The organism is Vibrio nitrifigilis, assembly GCF_015686695.1.
GTDB lineage: Bacteria > Pseudomonadota > Gammaproteobacteria > Enterobacterales > Vibrionaceae > Vibrio > Vibrio nitrifigilis.
In genome coordinates this window covers 2,252,612-2,271,844 of the sequence record NZ_JADPMR010000001.1, presented here as the reverse complement: position 1 = coordinate 2,271,844, position 19,233 = coordinate 2,252,612, and the positions used below count along the sequence as shown (strand labels likewise).

Here is a 19,233-nt window from a genome sequence, read left to right as displayed (position 1 = left end):
TGCATCATGCAGAGCAGGGCGTCTTCGTGCCTAAAAAAGGAGTGTTTATGAGTCGACAATTAGCTATTGATAGTGTTACTGAGTATTTTGACTCGGGCGCGTTTTTCACCTTGTTGTCTGAACGGGTTGCGATCCGTTCGGAAAGTCAAACGCCAACGGGGTATCCCGCTCTTGCCGTGTACCTTGAGCAGCAGATGATTCCCTATCTTAAGCAAATGGGATTTAACTGTGAAATTTTTACTAATCCCGGTGCTGATGACCCACAAGCTTGGCCTATTTTGGTGGCTGAACGGATTGAAGATCCTGAATTACTCACGTTATTAACCTATGGGCATGGCGATGTGGTACGTGGTTATGATGACCAGTGGAAAGAAGGCCTTTCGCCATGGGAGATAGTGGTGGATGGTGACTTTTGGTACGGACGTGGCACTGCTGATAACAAAGGGCAACACAGTGTTAATTTAGCCGCATTAAAAACTTTGTTAGAACTGAAAGGTCAGTTAGGTTTTAACGTCAAAATTTTATTTGAAATGGGGGAAGAATCGGGGTCTCCAGGTTTAGATTTGTTTTGTCAGCAAAATAAAGAACGCTTAAAAGCGGACCTATTTATTGCCTCTGATGGGCCTCGCGTTGGCGCTCATTATCCCACTCTTTTTCTAGGTTCGCGTGGCTCATTTAACTTTGAATTGGATGTGTACGCTCGTGAAGGTTCACACCATTCTGGTAACTGGGGAGGGTTGCTGTCGAACGCAGCGACTCGGTTGATGAACGCGTGGAGCTGTTTAGTCGATGAAAATGGCCGTATATTGGTGCCTAAGTTATTGCCTGAAAGCTTGCCAGAATCAGTGCGTGATGCAGTAAAAACCATTCCTGTTGGCGCTGGTGAACATGATCCCAAACTCTCGTTAGAATGGGGTGAGCCTGGGCTAACACCAGCCGAGCGCGTCTTCGGTTGGAATACGCTGGAAATTTTAGCCTGCACCGCGGGAAACCCAGATGCTCCAGCTAACGCTATTCCGGGCAGTGCTAAATTGTTCGGTCAAATTCGTTATGTGGTCGGTAGCCAAAGCGATCGTTTTATCGAGATTATCAGTGAACATTTAGCGCAGCATGGCTTTGACGATGTTAAAGTGTGTGCGTCACGTGCTTCACAAATGGAAGCTACCCGTCTAGACCCTGATGACCTTTGGGTTGAGTGGGCGAAAGACTCGATAAAAAGTACGACTGGCGAAGATATTTCTCTGATTCCCAATTTAGGTGGCTCATTACCTAATGCCACGTTTGCTAATACGCTAGGGTTACCCACCTTGTGGATTCCACATTCTTATCCAGCTTGTTTGCAACATGGGCCTAACGAGCACTGTTTAGGCAGTGTCATGAAGCAATCACTGCAAATCATGACAGGCGTGTTTTGGGACCTCGCCGAACAAGGATTACACATTAAGGAGCAGCGTCAATGATGCAAGAAAACATGAGAGAGTTCGTTACGAACTGGTTAGCTGATCAACGCCAATCGATGACGGAACTGTTGAAAGAGTTCGTCAATATAGATTCGTATAGCCATAACGATGCGGGACGTTTAGAGATCGCAACACGCTTGCATCAAGAATTAGTCGACTCAGGTATCGACGCACAATTATTGACGACTCACGACACCTACTCAGTCAAAGCATGTGTTGGCGACAAAACTCAAGCGCCTCTGGTATTGTCGGGCCACTTAGATACTGTATTTCCGACCGGCGAAGTAGTAAAACGTCCGTTTACTCAAGACGGCGATAAAGCGTTCGGTCCGGGTGTTGCTGACATGAAATCAGGCATTGTCATGAACTGCTTTATTCTCAAAGCGTTTCATCAGTATCAAAAAGAGTCGGGTCAGCCTCTGCCACTTCAGTTAATGCTCTTAGCAACCAGTGATGAAGAGATTGGCTCACCGAATGGGCGCAAAATTATTGCTGAGCATGTCGAAGGGGCCAAAGCGGTATTTAATGCAGAACCCGGACGCATTACTGGCAATGTTGTGAAAGCCCGTAAAGGGGGGAGCACTTATACCTTTGATGTGACTGGTCGCGCGGCACACGCGGGCGTCTGCCATCAAGATGGGATTAGTGCTATTGGCATTCTCGCCAATTTAATTCAATCAATACATGCGCTAACAGATTACGATAAAGGGATTACCACCAATATCGGTTTAATTTCGGGGGGAACCACACCGAACACCGTCGCAGAGAAAGCAAGTGCAACTCTGGATGTGCGTTATTTAACGGCTGAACAAGGTGCATGGCTGGAACAGCAACTTGAAACTTGTGTTAATAATGCTCTGATCGATGGTGCGACCATTGAATGGGAGAAAAAAGTGGGTTTCTTACCCTTCGAAGAGCCGATGAGTCGCTCACTACTGAGTTTGTACCGGGAAGAAGCGCAAGCCATGGGAATCGAAGTCGATGGTGAGTTTACTGGCGGCTGCTCCGATGCTGGTTGGACGTGCGCGATGCAAATCCCCACTTTATGTGCGACAGGGCCTGTTGGCGGCTATGCTCATACCGATCGAGAATTCTGTGACCTTTCAACCTTCGTTTCGAAAGCGCTGATTGTCGCTCGATGTTGCTGCGCATTATAATATACCCAAGTAACCTCAAGATGCTGTTTCAGCGAGAATATATTCGCTCTTAGGCAAGGCACTGATTTGAAGACATAGTCATTCTACGTTAAAAATCAGTAACACAGCCTAGGAGCGAATACAACTCGCCCTTTGGGAGCTCATCAACAAACCTATTTCTGCGCCCAATCACGTTGAAAGGGAATGACCATTCCTACCGTGATTGAGCTTGACCTTGGCTCGTTGATGAAGCTCTGAATCCTGCATTTTGAGGTCATTTGGGTATAGTTATCTTATAGCCAAATGATCTCAGAGAGGTGTGAGTAGGCGATGTTCCTACTCATGCCTAAATGCGGTCACTCTTCCGTATATTGTCCTCTTCATTCCATATCTGCTCTGCTCTATCCATCGAATAAATTTGTTATTTCTTAATGTATTGAGAATAAGAAAGTCACAAGGATATACATGAGACAATGGCGACAGTCTCGTTAAACAATGAAAAATATCCGTCATAACCTTAGTGCAATCGGTTTTATACCTATACTACTTAAAGAGTAGTGACCGGACGTTACTCAATGTCGTGGATAAGGAACTTGATTCTATGGGTGATGAAAAATTTATTTTTATGGAAGATCCAACGGATTTTCCGCAAAAGATAAAGACGCATTCAACAATAAAAACAATCGGTAAGATTCTATCTGTAGATGATGATTTAAGTTATCAGCAGTCTCTCCTTTACAGTTTAAGAGACTTTGTTGATAAAGGGGATGTTGAGGAAATATTGACTGCCAATTCTGCCTCTGAGGCGGCGACAATGATTGCTCAAAATGACGAAATTGCGGTGATATTGTTAGACGTCGTGATGGAAGACGATGATGCAGGTTTACGTCTGGTCGAGACTATTCGTAATATTCAAGGAAACTCATTAGTTAGGATTGTATTGCTGACAGGACAACCCGGTGTTGCACCGCGCAAAGATGTCATGCAGAAGTATGATATTGACGAATATTGGAATAAATCAGAGATTGATTATGACATATTAAAAGCGGTGGTTGCCTCTAATCTCCGTTCGTGGCGGTCAATGTATCAGTTAGAGCAAGCAAGAATAGGGCTGCAATTGGTGATAGACGCATCACGGCAACTGGCCAGCCAGTATGATAAAAAGTCTTTCATCCAAGTAGTGCTTAAGCAAGTCGCTTCAATAATTGATGGGGGAGAGGGAGAATCCACTCTCTGTGTCGCGACTCACGTCACCAATGATTCGCTAGAACAGTCTTATGTCCTTGCTTATTCCGGACATGAAAATGTACCTGTTGGCAAGCCGTTACCTCCTGTCTTGCTTGATAAATTCGGTGACTTGTATCAGGAAGCAATATCAGAACATAGCCATAAGTTTAATGATAACTTATCGATTCTCTGTTTTTCTAACGAGCAACAACAATCTAACTGCTATTTTATTCTGGCAGAGGGACAGCAACCTTTAAGTGAATATAGCATTCACCTTTTACAAGTGTTTGGTGAAAATATCAGCTCTGGATTTATGAAAATTGCACTTATAAACCAACTTTCTAATCTCGCCTATTTGGATTCAGAACTGCAAATCTATAACCAGAACTGGTTATTACGTGAATTGCAAAACATGAATAGTGTTGACCGGAATAATACGCAATTAGTCATCTTTTCCATTGATAATTTTGATTCGCAAGCCCTGACTTTAAGTGAAGACTCTTTGCTTCAGGTGATTACTCATACTTATCATAAAATTTCAGAGTTATATCATCACCCCATGGCATTTAGCCGGATTGAATCGAGTATATTTTCTGTCTTATGTAATAAGAATGAGGCTATCGATGATAGTGAGCTGGTTGAATTTACCAATCAGATCAATGAGGTTGATGGTGAATTACGTAATTATACGTTAACGATTATTAAAGTTGACCTTTCACATATGTCATCTTTTTCGGCTATGCAGATACTATATCTATCAAAAAGTCTGCTTTATTACGCACGTCAAAAAGGCGTCGGTTTTATGGCCTATGGTGCTTGGTATCGTGAACGATTATTAACGGAATATCAGATTCTTAATGATTTAAAAGCAGCCATTGAAGAAGATGAATTTTTTCTTGAACTGCAACCTAAGATCGATCTTCACAATGATCGGCCAGTTGGTTTAGAGGCGCTGTTACGTTGGAAAAAGCAAGGAGCGGTGATTCCTCCAGACACCTTTATTCCAATTGCCGAAAATTCAGGCATTATCACTAAATTGGATGCGATTGCGCTAAATTTGACGTTAGAGGCAATTAAAGCGCTAGGAAAACACGGTTATAAATTGCCAATTTCATTTAACGCAACCGTGAAAGATTTATATGAATCTTCTTATATACAGCTTATCGAAGATGCCATTGCCGTTGAACATATTGATCCAGAGTTACTTGATGTCGAAATTACCGAAACTCAAGCCATGGATTCTTACGCCAAAGTTAATCCTATCTTAGAGCATTTACATGATTTACATGTACACGTCAGTATCGATGATTTTGGTACGGGTTATTCATCACTGGCACATATCTCTAAATTAGCCGCAGATACGATCAAAATTGATAAAACATTTGTGACGAATCTGAGAGAAAACAGAGCTAATCAACAGGTTGTTGAGTTGGTGATTAATCTTGCTTCACTGTTTAATTTTTCAGTGGTGGCTGAAGGTATTGAAACGCAAGAAGAAAAAGAAACGTTATTGAAAAAAGGGTGCCATATCGGGCAAGGTTTCCTCTATGCTAAGCCAATGCCATTAGGTCAGTTAATCGATTGGTTAAAACAACATCAACCCCAAGATATCGTGGGCTAGCATCATGCAAGTTGATGAGTTATCAAAACCGTATACGCGAAGCTATACCTTAATTCTTTTTATTTTAGGAATGATGGGGAGCGTTATTCTTGGGTGGACGATTTATACCATCAACGTCAACAAATATCTTGATAGTATTATTCAGGTTCAACAAAAAGATATTACGCAATCACTGGTGATTTTTAGTCATGAAATAAAGAGTATGGAAGATACAATTAACCTTCTTCATGATACGCCTTCCATGCAGTCTTCATTAAAGCTTAATTCGCCATTAAATAGAGAGCTGGCAGAGAAAACCTTTGTTTCGTTTATTAAAACCTATGAGCCATTGATGCAGGTTCGATGGTTAGACAAGCAAGGTAAAGAACAAGTCAGGGTTGATGGGAAAGGTGGTGATGCCATCGTCATTGATGAGAAGAATCTTCAGGATAAAAGTAACCGCTATTATTTTTCGGAGGGTATAGCAGCAGATAAAGGTGATGTTTATCTGTCCGCGTTAGATCTTAATATTGAACATGGCAAAATTGAAATACCTTACCGGCCGACGATTCGTGTCACGTTAAGAACGGATGCTGATGAGCATTTAAGATCTGGTTTATTTATTCTCAATTACGATATTGGCGCATTACTGAACTCTTTGCGTGAATTTAATAATGAAAAAGTGCAACTACAGATCGTCGATAAGCGTGGTTACTGGGTGATGCACCCAAACAGATCTTATGAGTGGGGGTATGATTTAGACAATAAAAGTAAAAACATTCAGATCATTAATCCTACGGTTTGGCAGCAGATACAACGATTAAATGAAATGAAAAGTATTGAAGTCCCCTCTGGTTTAGTTACTTACAAGTGTACTGATGTCTCTCGGGGATTCTATTACAATAAAGACACCCAGAATTCGAAGTTGTGCTTTATTGCCAATACGCCAAAAAGCATTATTAACGATCAGAAGATGAGCATTGCGATACCTTCGATAAGTTTAAGCGTTCTGCTGTTCTTTTGTTCAAGTTGGGCGATTTCTCGTGAACGGAAAATGAGTATGCAGTTGATTCAGGTGAATCACAAATTGGCCGACGATAAAATTCTGTTAGAACAATCTGCAGAATCGACCCGAAAGTTGTTAACTCAACAGCAGCTTTTACAAGATGATTTAATAGAGTCGGTAAAATTGTCTGCATTAGGAATGATGGTGGCAGGTGTGGCTCATGAGCTTAATACCCCGTTAGGCGCGGCAATAATGGCATCATCAACCATCAAAAAAGAGCATAACGCGTTATCTGAGTCTTTTGTTACGGGGCTGACCAAGAAAGAGTTACAAAATTATATTGAGTCAACTAAAGAGGGCTTAGAGCTTGTTGAAAGTAATCAACAAAGAGCCGCGCAACTCATTCGAAGTTTTAAACGGTTAGCGATCGACAGAGCCAGAGAAGATATTGTTGCCTTCAATGTCGAACAAGTTATCGATGACCTCATAAAAACGTTACACCATCGTTTAAAAGTGGCTAATGTCGACATAGACCTTCATAGCGAAAGTATCGAGATGATGGGTATTCCCGGCATCATCTCTCAGGTTCTACAAAATTTAGTGGTTAACGCTATCGTGCATGCTTTTGAACCTGAAATAGGCGGGAAAGTAACCATTAGTGCAACTTGTCAAAATGAGCGAGTCATTTTACAAGTTGCTGATAATGGTAAAGGAATGCACAGTGATATTGCCGCTAAAATATTCGAACCTTTCGTGACAAGTAAGCGGTCCCAAGGGAGTACTGGGTTGGGAATGCATTTTGTACATCAATGGGTTACGCGTACCTTAAATGGCTCGATAAAAGTAGACTCGGAATTAGGCAAAGGAACGACCTTTGTGATCAATATACCGCAAACCATGACGTTAGTTCTGCCAGACGATTAACAGCATGTCTATAGCCCTTCGGGTGAGATTTAGACATGCTGCCTGATGAAAATGTATTATCTTACACTCGTTTTTGACTTGATCCTGTCGCAAATTACCTTGATAGGTTTATGATGTATTCCAACTTAACCATAGGAATATGCTCATGTTTATAGGAAATATTGCACAACCTTCGTTCCATAACGCGCTGTCTCCAACGTTAGTAAAATTGATTCAACAAGTCACCACTCGTCTTGCTAACGAGTCGTTAGCCAACGGCAAATATGAATTGGCAGACGACAATGCTTTTTTCATGTTAGTAGATGATCAAACGCATTTGATTAAAGAACGTACCCCTGAATGTCATCAGCAGTATCTTGATGTGCAACTGCTACTTGAAGGGGAAGAAACGTTTGGTTATAGCACAGAAACATTTATCGCTTTGGAACAAGACTTCCTTGCAGAAAAAGATTTAGCGTTTAGTAATCAGCTTAAAAACGAACGTTTTATCACGCTAGGTGCTGGGGATTTTGTTGTGTTCTATCCAGGTCAACCACACCGCCCACTTGTTGCTGTTCGTGATACGCCGGCACCGATACGAAAAGTCATTATTAAAGTACATAAAGATATTTTGTAATATTTCTTAGTATTGATGATCCAAAGAAGGTTGATTTCAACCCCGTTCTCCCAATAGACGATACTTTCAATTAGGTATCGTTTTTTATTTATATTCTATTAATTTCATAAAAATATGGACATAAGTGCATTATTGATAGTTTTTATAATTACCTCGATAAAAAACATATAAAATTATTATTAATTGAATATTTTAATAGCGGTTACTTTATAAGTAATGAGTGTTTTATTTATATTGATTATAAAGTGATAAATATTAAAAAAGGGAACGTTCTCAATTTAATTATAAAAATCACTTTTTAGCCTAAATATCACACACTCTTAAAAATCAGTAGTTTACGGTTAATAAATATATTTTATAGCAATAATATCTTTTATATATACATTACGTTAAATTTTATGTGCATCAATATTTATATGAAATCTATAATGAAATGATTTTAATTATCAACAACTCAATTAAATATAAAAAATAACCCCTTAATTCGTACGCGAATGATCTAAATCATAATTTCTATCATTATTCATCGGTAGTCTATCTGTATACGGATTGTTCATATTTCTTCATAACAAAAACAAAATAAGACAAAATGTCATAACTTGTCGTTAGAAAACACAATCTGTTCATACATAGTGTTGATTCTTTGATTTCACTATGTTTTTGGAGTTAATTACTGGAGCATTCCATGAGCAAGTTGTCCTTCTTAAACGTCGAAACCACACGACGTTCGCTACTTGAATATTCAGGAAAGATCGGATTGGGTTCCGCATTGCTTTCTACGCTAACGACTTTGCCTTTTTCGAAAAAAGCGCTCGCTAAATCGGTTGAGTCGCAAAGTAACCTAACGTTTAAACACAGTGCATGTCTTGTAAACTGCGGTAGCCGTTGTGCGTTGCGTGTTACGGTTGATAACGACCGTATTGTGCAGGTGCAACCAGAACTGCCAACAGATGAAAGTGTGTTCGGTGAACATACTATTCGCCCTTGCCTTCGTGGTCGTTCAAACAAATTCCGTGTGTATAACCCAGACCGTTTGAAATACCCAATGAAACGGGTAGGTAAACGCGGTGAGGGGAAATTTAAACGCATCTCTTGGGAAGAAGCGACGCAAACTATTGCCGATGAAATTGCACGTATTCGCAGCAAATATGGTAGCGATGCTATTTTTTACCAATACGGCACTGGGGCGTATTACCACACCCAAGGTCGCCCAGCTTGGCAGCGCCTTCTTACATGCACAGGTGGTTATTTAGATTACTTCAACACCTATTCAACTGCACAAATTGCGAAAGCGAACTCTTATACGTTTGGTAAATACGAAGGGGCAAACTTCACTCAAGTTGAAGATTCTGACCTTGTTGTCCTGTTTGGATTGAACCTGTCTGAAACTCGCATGTCGGGTGGTGGCCAAGTTGAAGAATTACGCCGCGCATTAGAAAAATCTCAAGCTCGTGTCATTGTGATCGACCCTAGATACACAGACTCGACAGTAGTTGGCCACGCAGAATGGTTACCTATTCGTCCGACTGCCGATGCTGCGTTAGTTGCCGGTTTAGTGCATACCATGATCAAAGAAGATTTGATCGATGAAGAGCACATCAATAAATACGCGGTTGGTTTTACTAAAGACACATTACCAACTTCTGCCAAAGCAAACGCAAGCTACAAAGATTATGTGTTGGGTAATGGCGATGATGGCATCGAAAAAACAGCGGATTGGGCATCGGATATTTCAGGGATTCCTGCTCCAAGAATCAAACAGTTAGCACGTGAAATCGCCACCGCGAAAGCCGCGTATATCTGTCAAGGGTGGGGCCCTCAACGTCATGGTAATGGTGAACAAACCGTACGTGCGATTCAAAGCCTAACCATTATCGCAAACCAGTTCGGTCGCCTAGGTACCAACAATGGTAACTGGCCACACGGTCCAAAATACAAAGTGCCTTATTTACCAAAAGAAGAAAATAAAGTTGGTATTAAGATTCCTGTTTACGCTTGGACTGATGCGATAGCTCACCCTGAAACGATCACAGCAAAAACGCATGATTTGCAGGGTGCAGATAAGCTTAACGTTGGCATCAAAATGATCGTTAACCAAGCCGGTAACGTGCTCGCTAACCAACATGGCCAACTAAGCCGTACTCGTAAAATATTGGAAGACGATTCACTGTGTGAAACCATCATTGTGATTGATAACCACATGACGGCGACTGCGAAATTTGCGGACATCTTACTTCCTGAAACGTCTTACTTAGAAGCCAGTGATTTGGTGGGTAACTCTCACGCGGGGGCGCACCAATATATGATTTCGATGGAAAACACCATCACACCAATGTGGGAATGTCGCAGCACTTATGATGTGTGCGCTGACATCGCGCGTAAACTGGATATCGAACAAGAATTTACTCAAGGCCGTACTCAAGCGCAATGGGTAGAACATCATTACGAACAGGTGCGTAAAGAACGTCCTCACTTACCACCGTTTGCCAAAGTGCGTGGCACGGGTGTATTGGATCAACACTTATCACCGTTATCTAAACGTCCGGCGCATGCAGAGTTTTATGCAAATCCACAAGCGAATCCTCTTGGTACGCCATCGGGCAAAATTGAGATTTACTCTGAAGCGTTGCAAGAGCTACAGGATAACTGGATTCTTCCTGAGGGTGACCGTATTCCGCCAATTCCTGAATTCCTAGCCGTGCCAGATACCCCTTGGGATAAGAAACTGAATAAGAAATATCCTTTGCAGTTATCCGGTTTCCACACCAAAGGTCATGCCCACTCAACTTATGCCAGTGTGGGTGTGTTGAAAGAAGCTGTGCCGAACCAAATTTGGATGAACCCGATTGATGCGGGTGAACGTGGTATTGCTAATAACGACATGGTCAAAGTATTCAATGATCGCGGCACGGTGTTAATCGAAGCGAAGGTGACTCACCGTATTTTACCTGGTGTGACTGCAATGCCTGAAGGTGCTTGGTCGGTTTACAAAAATGGTATCGATATTGGCTCTTGTATTAACGCAATCACCAGCCATCGTTTGACTCCATTGGCAAAAGGTAACCCACAACACACTAACCTGGTAGAAATTGAGAAGGCTTAAGTAAATGAAACAATTAGGATTTTACATAGACACTTCACGCTGTTCAGGCTGTAAAACCTGCCAGGTGAGTTGTAAAGATAAAAATAATATTGATGTTGGTCGTAAGTTCCGCCGCGTCTATGAATATGGCGGTGGTACTTGGGAAAAACAGGGCAATGCATGGCAAAACAATACCTTTGCTTATTATGCATCCATCTCATGCAACCATTGTGATGAACCAGCTTGTGTAAAAGGTTGCCCAACGGGCGCTATGCACAAACGCGAAGATAACGGCATTGTATTGGTCAACCAAGACGTTTGTATCGGTTGTCGTTACTGTGAAATGCGCTGTCCATATGGTGCGCCACAATTCGACGAAGAGAAAAAAGTGATGTCGAAATGTGATGGTTGTTTAGATCGTCTGCAACAAGGTTTGAACCCGGTGTGTATGGAATCTTGTCCGCAACGTGCGATTGAGTTTGGCCCAATCGATGAGCTACGTGCGAAATATGGTAATGAGTGTGATATTGCTCCTCTGCCATCTTCAAGTTTGACTCATCCGAACTTGATTATTAAGCCGCATCCAAAAGCCGTATCTAATAAAGAACATCAGTTAGGGGAGCTACAAAACCCTAAGGAAGTGAAACATGCATGAGTTACCGTTAGTTTTCTTTACCGTTTTAGCTCAAGCATCTGCGGGGCTATTGATTTTAAGTGTGATTAATCAACTTATTAATCGTAAAGCAACCACTGATCAGGCTTTGTTCAAAATGGGTGTCGCTTGTTTGGTTCTGGTTGCGTTGGCGGGCGGTAGTGCGATATTACACTTAGGACGTCCCTTCAGAGCAATGAATGCCCTGTTTGGTACTGGGCGTTCTCCAATGAGTAACGAAATTGTGAGTTGTGCCGTTTATGGTGGTTTGCTGTTTATCAGTTTGGCCGTGATGTATTTACGCCCAAAATTGAAAGGGTTACAGCTACTATTACGTGTGATTACGGCAGTATCAGCAGTGGTACTTATTGTACTAATACCGCGCGTGTACACGCTAATAACGATTCCTCAATGGGACACTCATTTCACCAGTTACCAAATGATCTTGGCCGCATTTACCGCTGGCGGTGCATTGGCTCTGATTTGGCAACCAACTCGATTGAATATGGTTATCACCGTATTCGCTGCTGCTTTGGGTTTTTTAATCATTCCGAGTTATATGGCGCATTTAAGTGCTTCATCACCAAAGATACTCATGCAAGGAATGGGATTCTTCGATGCAAAATTGGCGCTCTATGCTGTGGCGTTAGTCTTGGCGGTTTACAGTTACAAGAAGCGTATCGTACCTGTGGCTTTAAGCAGCGGGGTCGTATTTATTGTGGCTGAATTAGCGGGACGCATCGCCTTTTACGATTTGTGGTCTATCGGTATGTAATGCTGATACGCAGTAAGTAGAGAATAATGAAGCCAAGGCTCTCGCCTTGGCTTATTTTATTCTTTCTTAATCAAGGCGTTACTTATCTTGTAATGACACCATAAATGTACCGGTTGGCGTAACTGGTAAATATTTGGCGTAAAAATCGCGATATTTCTGTTCAGGATGAATATCTGCAAACAGTTTTGGATACATCGCTTTAGCCATAAATTGCAGCATACTCGCATCCATAATTGAGCGTGAGCCGTAGTGATACATGCCGTAAATTCGATGGTTTTGAACCGCTGGCAGGCTTGCCCAGCCCATGCGTTGTTCAAATCCGGCTAAACGCTGTTGAGCAACGGACTTCGATACGCCTTCACCTATTAACGTTGATTGCTCGTTTTTACCAAATTCGGTACCGGTCAAGAAAATAACATCAGGTCGGGCTGCGATAACTTGCTCCGGATTTAGATGTCCCCACCATTTGATAAATGGTGCAGCAATATTGTCTCCGCCAGCTAACATCGCCATACGTCCCCACATGTTTGCCCCGAAGGTGTAACCGTATTCTTGTGGGCCAGTGAAACCGTATTCTACATACACTTTAGGTTGGGGTAGATTGGCTTTTGCTAATCGATCAAACACTAATTGTGTATCTACTTTATACTGTTCGGCGATGACCTCTGCACGATGAACTTGGCCTGTCAGTTCACCAATGACTTGGGTACTTTTCATATGGCGTTCGAGTGTTTGTGCATTGTAATCAACGACGACAACATGAACTCCCGCCGCTTCAAAACGAGGTATTTCACTTTTTAGTGCTTGATATTGCCAGTCAGCTAATAGCAGTACGTCAGGTTTTAAACTGATGACCTTTTCAACAGAAAAGGTTTGTGTGTCCACTTTACCCACTTCTGGCAGTGTCGCTAATGATGGGCGGTGTTTCACATACAGTGCCCAGTTTTTTGGTCGCCATTTTTGCCAAATCTCTTTCGACATACCAACGACATGGTCGAACGATTGTTCACCCCCGATCGCCATGTAATCTTCACCATAAAATCCAATAACAACGCGTTTGGCAGGTAATTCTAAAGTAATTGAACGCCCTAAAACGTCAGTAATGGTTTGGGTATTGCTTGATTGCGCTGGGGCTGCCCAGCTCGGAATAGCAAAAAGTAGTGTGCAGAAAATCAGTAAATTTTTCATTTAAGTTAATGTTATGTAGCTAATAATAATGATTATCATATTTATTACTGTATAATCGCGCAACTTATAATTTATGAAATTATCATTCATAGTGTTTCTATATAATTCAGAGTCTTCTGATGTAGAAGAGTGTGGTTAAACGCTGTGAAGTGTAGCGAAGAGTGATTTAATTAAGGACTATCATGACAGCGTCAGCTATAGAAAACGCCATTGTGCAACAAAGAAAAAGTGAACAGCGTCGGTGGCGAATCATTATGCTGCTGGGCATGTTACTGCTTAGCTCATTTTTGTTTGATATTGCGACAGGCCCTTCGATGCTCGATGTCATTAGTGTCACGTATGCGTTATTAAACTTTGTAGGTTTTCCTCTCAGCGTTGACCCGACAACCCAAGTTATTGTGGCTAATTTACGCCTTCCTATCGCTGTTATGGCGATTGTGGTGGGAGGCAGTTTAGGTATAGGCGGCGCTGAAATGCAGACATTACTGAATAACCCCATGGCAAGCCCTTATACATTAGGGATGGCCGCAGCGGCTGGTTTTGGTGCTGCGCTCACTTTATATGTCGGTGCGTTGGGGATGAGTGCAGACTACGCTGTGCCGATAGGCGCGTTTGTTTGTTGTATGCTTTCAGCAACCTTCCTGTTTATGTTAGCGATGATGCGCCACATCACCTCAGGGCAGTTAATATTAGCGGGTATTGCTCTGCTGTTTTTGTTTCAGTCGTTACTCTCTTTGGTGCAGTTCATTTCATCTCCAGAATTGAGCCAGCAAATTCTATTTTGGCTGTTTGGTAGTTTGTCTAAAGCAACGTGGCAGAACCTGACCATTATCACAGTAGTGGTAGGGGGGAGCTTTGTTGCAATGATGAAAGATGCGTGGAAATTAACTGCATTACGCTTGGGGGAAGAACGAGCTAAAAGTCTGGGGGTTGATGTATCGAAATTGCGCTTAAAAATCTTGTTTATCGTCGCTTTGATGACCGCAACGGTAACGAGCTTTGTCGGTATCATTGGCTTTATTGGCATTGTGGCGCCGAATATTGCTCGGATGATTGTCGGTGAAGATCAACGCTTTTTCTTACCTTTGTCTTTTGTTGTTGGTGCGTTCTTATTATCAAGTGCGTCAGTCTTATCAAAAGTCATTGTGCCGGGAGCGCTATTTCCTATCGGTATTGTAACCGCTATTATCGGCGTTCCGTTTTTCTTCTGGTTGATCATCGCTCGGAGGCGCTAATGTTAACTATTGATAATTTAACCGTACAACTTGATCAACTATTACTGGCCGATCAAATGAACTTGTCCCTTCAGCAGGGCGAAGTGAACGTTATTATTGGCCCGAATGGAACAGGGAAAAGTACGCTACTCAAAACGTTGTTTGGCGACATCAAGCCGAAAGAGGGCAAGATTTCATTTGATGGTGAGCCACTTGACTATAAACAGTTAACTCAATGGCGCGAACGTATTGGTTACATGCCACAAGATATTCGCCTTGATGCGAACCTGACTGTTATCGAAGTGGTGTTGCTGGGTAAGCTAGACAAATTGAGCTGGCGTGTTGATGAAGAGATGCTGCGCGAAGCGATTGAGGTACTGGATCAAATCGGTCTTGCTCATCTCTCTGATCGAGATATTCGCACATTAAGTGGTGGACAGTGCCAAATGGTATTGTTTGCACAAGCGATACTGCGTAGTCCGCAAGTTTTGATGTTAGATGAACCTGTCAGTGCCTTGGATCTTCATTTTCAACAAGTGATGCTTGGCCATTTGATCGAACAGACTGAACAACATCGCTGGACGGCTTTAATGGTATTACATGATCTCAATTTAGCCGCTCAATATGCGGATAATTTGATTGTCTTGAAAGAGGGTAAGGTCGTGGCACAAGGGAAGCCTACCGACGTGCTCTCTGCTGAGTTGATAGAGCAGGTGTATGGTGTGCCCGCTCAGGTCTCCTATGACCTTGATGGTATTCCTTTTGTCAGAACCTTCCGTTACGCCTAATCTTTCTCATTAATGAATGATGTCGTTCATCCGTACAACGGTTACTTGGGTATACTTGTGTTGTACGGATAGTTTTTACACAAAACTGAAACTAATTGATTGTACACAATATAATTGTGCGCTATTGTATTGTCATTGCGTTGGCCAAATTGGTCAACAAGGAATCCCATAACGAATAAAAAGGAACATCTAATGAGTAGCATTTACGATATCGACGTTGTCACCATCGAAGGTAAACAACAAAAATTGTCTGATTACAAAGGCAAAGCACTATTGATTGTGAATACCGCGTCTGAATGTGGCCTAACACCACAATACGAAGCGTTAGAAAATCTTTATAAAGCTCGCAAAGAAGAAGGCTTGGAAATTCTAGGTTTCCCTTGTAACCAGTTTGGTGCGCAAGAACCAGGTGAAGAAGCAGAAATTCAATCGTTCTGTACTGCTCGTTTTGGTGTGACATTCCCAATGTTCAGTAAAGTAGAAGTGAATGGTGAAGGTCGTCATCCTTTATACCAAGCACTTTTCTCTGCGATTCCAGAACGTACTACAGCTCCAGATAGCGGTTTTGTTGAAAAGCTGAAAGGTTATGGTTTTGAAGTGAAAGACGGCAATGTACTGTGGAACTTTGAAAAATTCCTAGTGAGCAAAGACGGTGAAGTGATTGGTCACTTTGCACCAGATATGACGCCTGATCACCCAATTTTAACTAAAGCATTGGATGAAGCATTAGCTAAATAATCTCCCCCGGCGCTGTAAAAATTATCATCCGAAGTCAGGCTGTTGGCTTCGGATTTTTTTGTTCAATTTCTCAGCTTTTAAGAAACAGAAATGGTTTACTTGAAAAATTTTGTGATCCATCTATCTTTTCTGTATAAAACGCGCGACAATCGCCGCGTCCTTGAAATCAATGTTTTTAATTTTATAGAGTCGTTATGAGCCAAACCACCGCAACGGCGCCTACGGTGACGCGCCATTCTCAGTACATGCGCGTTTTCGCGCTAGGCTTCAGTGCTTTTATTTTTAACACTACTGAATTTGTTCCAGTAGGGTTACTGACTGATATTGCAAGAGATTTTGATATCACCGCTGCCAGTGCTGGCTGGATGTTGACTATCTATGCTTGGATTGTGGCATCAATGTCACTGCCTATGATGATGGTGACGAGTAAGTTAGAGCGCAAAGGTTTGTTAATGGGGGTATTTGGCTTATTTATCATCAGCCACGTCGGCTCCGTATTTGCGTGGAATTTTCCATCATTAGTGATAAGCCGGATTGGTATCGCTTTTGCTCACGCTGTTTTCTGGTCGATCACCGCCTCTATCGCGATTCGTGTTGCCCCTCCAGGTAAAAAGACGTTGGCATTAAGTGTGCTCGCGACAGGGACATCACTTGCGATGGTGCTTGGGGTTCCACTTGGCCGTATGATCGGGCAGGCATTTGGTTGGCGTATTACTTTTGCTGTGATTGGTGTGGTCGCATTCATCATATTATTGGTATTGGCTCGTTTATTGCCAAAATTACCAAGCTTATTTACTGGCTCAATGAAAACATTGCCAACATTGCTACGTAATCCAATGTTGATGGGCTTGTACTTGTTCATTTTCTTGTTGTTTACTGCTCACTACACTGCTTACAGCTATATTGAACCATTCATGCATGATGTGGCTCATATTAGTCCTGGATTCACGACATTGATTCTTCTTGCGTTTGGTGGCGCTGGTATTCTTGGTAGTATCATTTTCAGTTACTTAGGTGAAAAACATAACACCTCTCTGCTCTATGGCAATGTGGTACTGATGATCGTATGTATGGCGGCTCTAGTGGCATCGGTTACCTTCCATTGGTCAATCATTGTTGATGTGATTGTTTGGGGCGCTGCGCTGATGGTGATATCGCTATGTATGCAGGTAAAAGTATTGAATATCAATGCAGAAGCGTCGGATATGATTCAATCTATGTACTCTGGCATTATTAACCTCGGCATCGGCTCAGGTGCTTTGATTGGTGCTAAAGTGATTCAAATGTCGAGTGTGACTTGGATTGGTGTTGCTGGAGTGGCATTTGGGGTCGTTGGTTTAGGCTTTATCGTCTTCTTGTTACGACGCTATCCACAGCTAAGATAATTTCCTTTAGAAAATAAGGGGGAAAGCGCCACGTCCTGTGGCGCTTTTTTTTGCTATTAAAAGGCGATCCCAATTTTGGGGAGGCAGGAATCACATTCCAATAGCGGGATTTAGGTTACAGTTAATTTTTATGGATAGCAACGATTATCATTTATATAATTATATTATCTTTAATGCATAATATTAAAAAGTAAACATCATATGATATTGAGTGCGTAATGTTACATTCGCGTTGCGAAAGAAGTGTTAACTGAGTGGAATTTTGTGCAAGATTCCCGGCTGACAAGGCTTCCTTGATAATTTTTGTGTGTTGCTACTGTGTTATTCATTGTTGGAATTTGCTTAATAGCTAGATTCATTGCGTCAATGGTTAGTGAATGAATAGGCAAAGAGACACTGGATAAACTGGGCAGCGCATAAGCGGCTGCTGGTTCGTTATCTATGCCAATGACGGAAACATCATGAGGTACCTTTAAGCCTGCATCGTGTAGAGCGCGAATCGCGCCAATTGCCATATCATCATTACAGGCAAACAGAGCACTAAATGGGCAAGAGTGTGCTGTTTGATGGCCGAGATTTTGGAGTAACTGCTGAGTGGCTCGATAACCTGTTTCTAATGTATTTTCCCCTTGTGTGACCAAGTGTTTATTTACTGTAATATCGTGCTTTGTAAGTGCATCTTGATAAGCTTGGTAACGTAATCGTCCTGTTTCACTGTCTAATGGTGAGGTAATGCAGGCAATATTTCTATGTCCTAACTGAATCAAATGATCGACAGCGATGGTGGCTAATTGAACCTGTTCAAAGCCAAAACTAGAAACTGTTGCCGAATTTAATTGGCGATTGAGTACGATTAAGGGCACGTTAGCTTGCTGTTGCAGTTTCACTAACGCTTCTTCATTTAAATGGCGGCTATACAGCAAAATTGCATCACAGCGTTGAAAGATAAGTGTTTCAACGGCTTCTGTTTCCCCTTGAGCACTGTTTTTGCTGTTAACGACTAATAGTTTTTTATTTGCTGTTTGGGCACTTTGCTCAGCATGATACAAAATGCTGCCGAAATAGTTGCTTTGAAATTGGGGGAGTATCAAGCCAATAGAATTGGAAATATTGGTTGCTAGCGCTTGGGCGACACTGCTTGGGTGGTAGTTGAGCTGTTTCATTGCGGCAACCACTCGTTCTCGAGTTGCGGCTTTCACTTGTCCGCTTCCATTGATGACTCGGGAAACCGTCGCTTTAGATAAGCCTGTTGTTTTGCATACATCATTGATTGTTGCCATGAAATGTCCTCTAAGATCACGCCGCCCAAATGTCTAAGGGCGGCGAGAGTACCACAATTTTCAATGAGACTAAGAGTAGATATTTACTCTTTCATTGCGATTCATGTGTATTGAGAATCACGACGAGGTGATAGCACTAAAATCTGCCTGGGATCATCAATC

14 protein-coding genes are annotated in these 19,233 nt (G+C 42.1%); 12 read left to right on the top strand and 2 right to left on the bottom strand.

The genetic code is table 11. The features are described from left to right. The first annotated feature begins 47 nt into the window (after nucleotides 1–47). From I1A42_RS10050 to I1A42_RS10015, 8 genes are all read left to right on the top strand, one after another. The gene (locus tag I1A42_RS10050) at nucleotides 48–1,460 is read left to right on the top strand and encodes a M20 family metallopeptidase (protein WP_196123396.1); all 1,413 of its coding nucleotides are present in this window, start codon (nucleotides 48–50) and stop codon (nucleotides 1,458–1,460) included. After that, entirely contained in the window at nucleotides 1,457–2,617 is a 1,161-nt protein-coding gene (locus I1A42_RS10045) for a M20 family metallopeptidase (protein ID WP_196123395.1), read from the top strand. The genes I1A42_RS10050 and I1A42_RS10045 overlap by 4 nt, the downstream gene beginning before the upstream one ends. A gap of 580 nt (nucleotides 2,618–3,197) precedes the next feature. Further along, the gene (locus I1A42_RS10040; RefSeq protein WP_196123394.1) at nucleotides 3,198–5,444 is read left to right on the top strand and encodes an EAL domain-containing protein; all 2,247 of its coding nucleotides are present in this window, start codon (nucleotides 3,198–3,200) and stop codon (nucleotides 5,442–5,444) included. A gap of 4 nt (nucleotides 5,445–5,448) precedes the next feature. Next, complete coding sequence (locus I1A42_RS10035) at nucleotides 5,449–7,353, top strand: sensor histidine kinase (RefSeq protein ID WP_196123393.1); 1,905 nt, start codon at nucleotides 5,449–5,451, stop codon at nucleotides 7,351–7,353. Nucleotides 7,354–7,498: 145 nt separating this feature from the next. Beyond that, nucleotides 7,499–7,969 (top strand): YhcH/YjgK/YiaL family protein, encoded by a 471-nt coding sequence (locus tag I1A42_RS10030; protein WP_161157335.1) that lies wholly within the window; start codon nucleotides 7,499–7,501, stop codon nucleotides 7,967–7,969. 685 nt (nucleotides 7,970–8,654) lie between these two features. Then, nucleotides 8,655–11,072 carry a DMSO/selenate family reductase complex A subunit gene (locus I1A42_RS10025; protein WP_196123392.1) on the top strand — a complete coding sequence of 806 codons (2,418 nt, stop codon included), beginning with the start codon at nucleotides 8,655–8,657 and terminating at the stop codon, nucleotides 11,070–11,072. A gap of 4 nt (nucleotides 11,073–11,076) precedes the next feature. Then, entirely contained in the window at nucleotides 11,077–11,706 is a 630-nt protein-coding gene (locus tag I1A42_RS10020; protein ID WP_196123391.1) for a DMSO/selenate family reductase complex B subunit, read from the top strand. Next, entirely contained in the window at nucleotides 11,699–12,478 is a 780-nt protein-coding gene (locus tag I1A42_RS10015) for a dimethyl sulfoxide reductase anchor subunit family protein (RefSeq protein ID WP_196123390.1), read from the top strand. Before I1A42_RS10020 ends, I1A42_RS10015 begins: the two co-directional genes overlap by 8 nt. 78 nt (nucleotides 12,479–12,556) lie before the next feature. Here I1A42_RS10015 and I1A42_RS10010 read toward each other — a convergent pair whose 3' ends face one another. After that, a complete protein-coding gene (locus I1A42_RS10010) occupies nucleotides 12,557–13,666 on the bottom strand; it encodes an ABC transporter substrate-binding protein (protein WP_196123389.1) in 1,110 nt (369 codons plus the stop codon). Between the two features lie 182 nt (nucleotides 13,667–13,848). Here I1A42_RS10010 and I1A42_RS10005 point away from each other — a divergent pair, with 182 nt between their 5' ends. From I1A42_RS10005 to I1A42_RS09990, 4 genes are all read left to right on the top strand, one after another. Then, a complete protein-coding gene (locus I1A42_RS10005) occupies nucleotides 13,849–14,901 on the top strand; it encodes a FecCD family ABC transporter permease (RefSeq protein ID WP_196123388.1) in 1,053 nt (350 codons plus the stop codon). Beyond that, nucleotides 14,901–15,668 carry an ABC transporter ATP-binding protein gene (locus I1A42_RS10000; protein WP_196123387.1) on the top strand — a complete coding sequence of 256 codons (768 nt, stop codon included), beginning with the start codon at nucleotides 14,901–14,903 and terminating at the stop codon, nucleotides 15,666–15,668. The genes I1A42_RS10005 and I1A42_RS10000 overlap by 1 nt, the downstream gene beginning before the upstream one ends. 192 nt (nucleotides 15,669–15,860) lie before the next feature. After that, nucleotides 15,861–16,406: a glutathione peroxidase gene (locus tag I1A42_RS09995; protein ID WP_196123386.1), complete on the top strand. Its 546-nt coding sequence runs from the start codon at nucleotides 15,861–15,863 to the stop codon at nucleotides 16,404–16,406. 194 nt (nucleotides 16,407–16,600) lie between these two features. Continuing rightward, on the top strand, nucleotides 16,601–17,791 hold the full coding sequence (locus I1A42_RS09990) for a sugar transporter (protein WP_161157481.1): 1,191 nt from the start codon (nucleotides 16,601–16,603) through the stop codon (nucleotides 17,789–17,791). Between the two features lie 221 nt (nucleotides 17,792–18,012). On the opposite strand, the gene I1A42_RS09985 is transcribed toward I1A42_RS09990, so the two are convergent. Further along, the gene (locus tag I1A42_RS09985; RefSeq protein WP_161157480.1) at nucleotides 18,013–19,071 is read right to left on the bottom strand and encodes a LacI family DNA-binding transcriptional regulator; all 1,059 of its coding nucleotides are present in this window, start codon (nucleotides 19,069–19,071) and stop codon (nucleotides 18,013–18,015) included. Nucleotides 19,072–19,233: the final 162 nt, after the last annotated feature.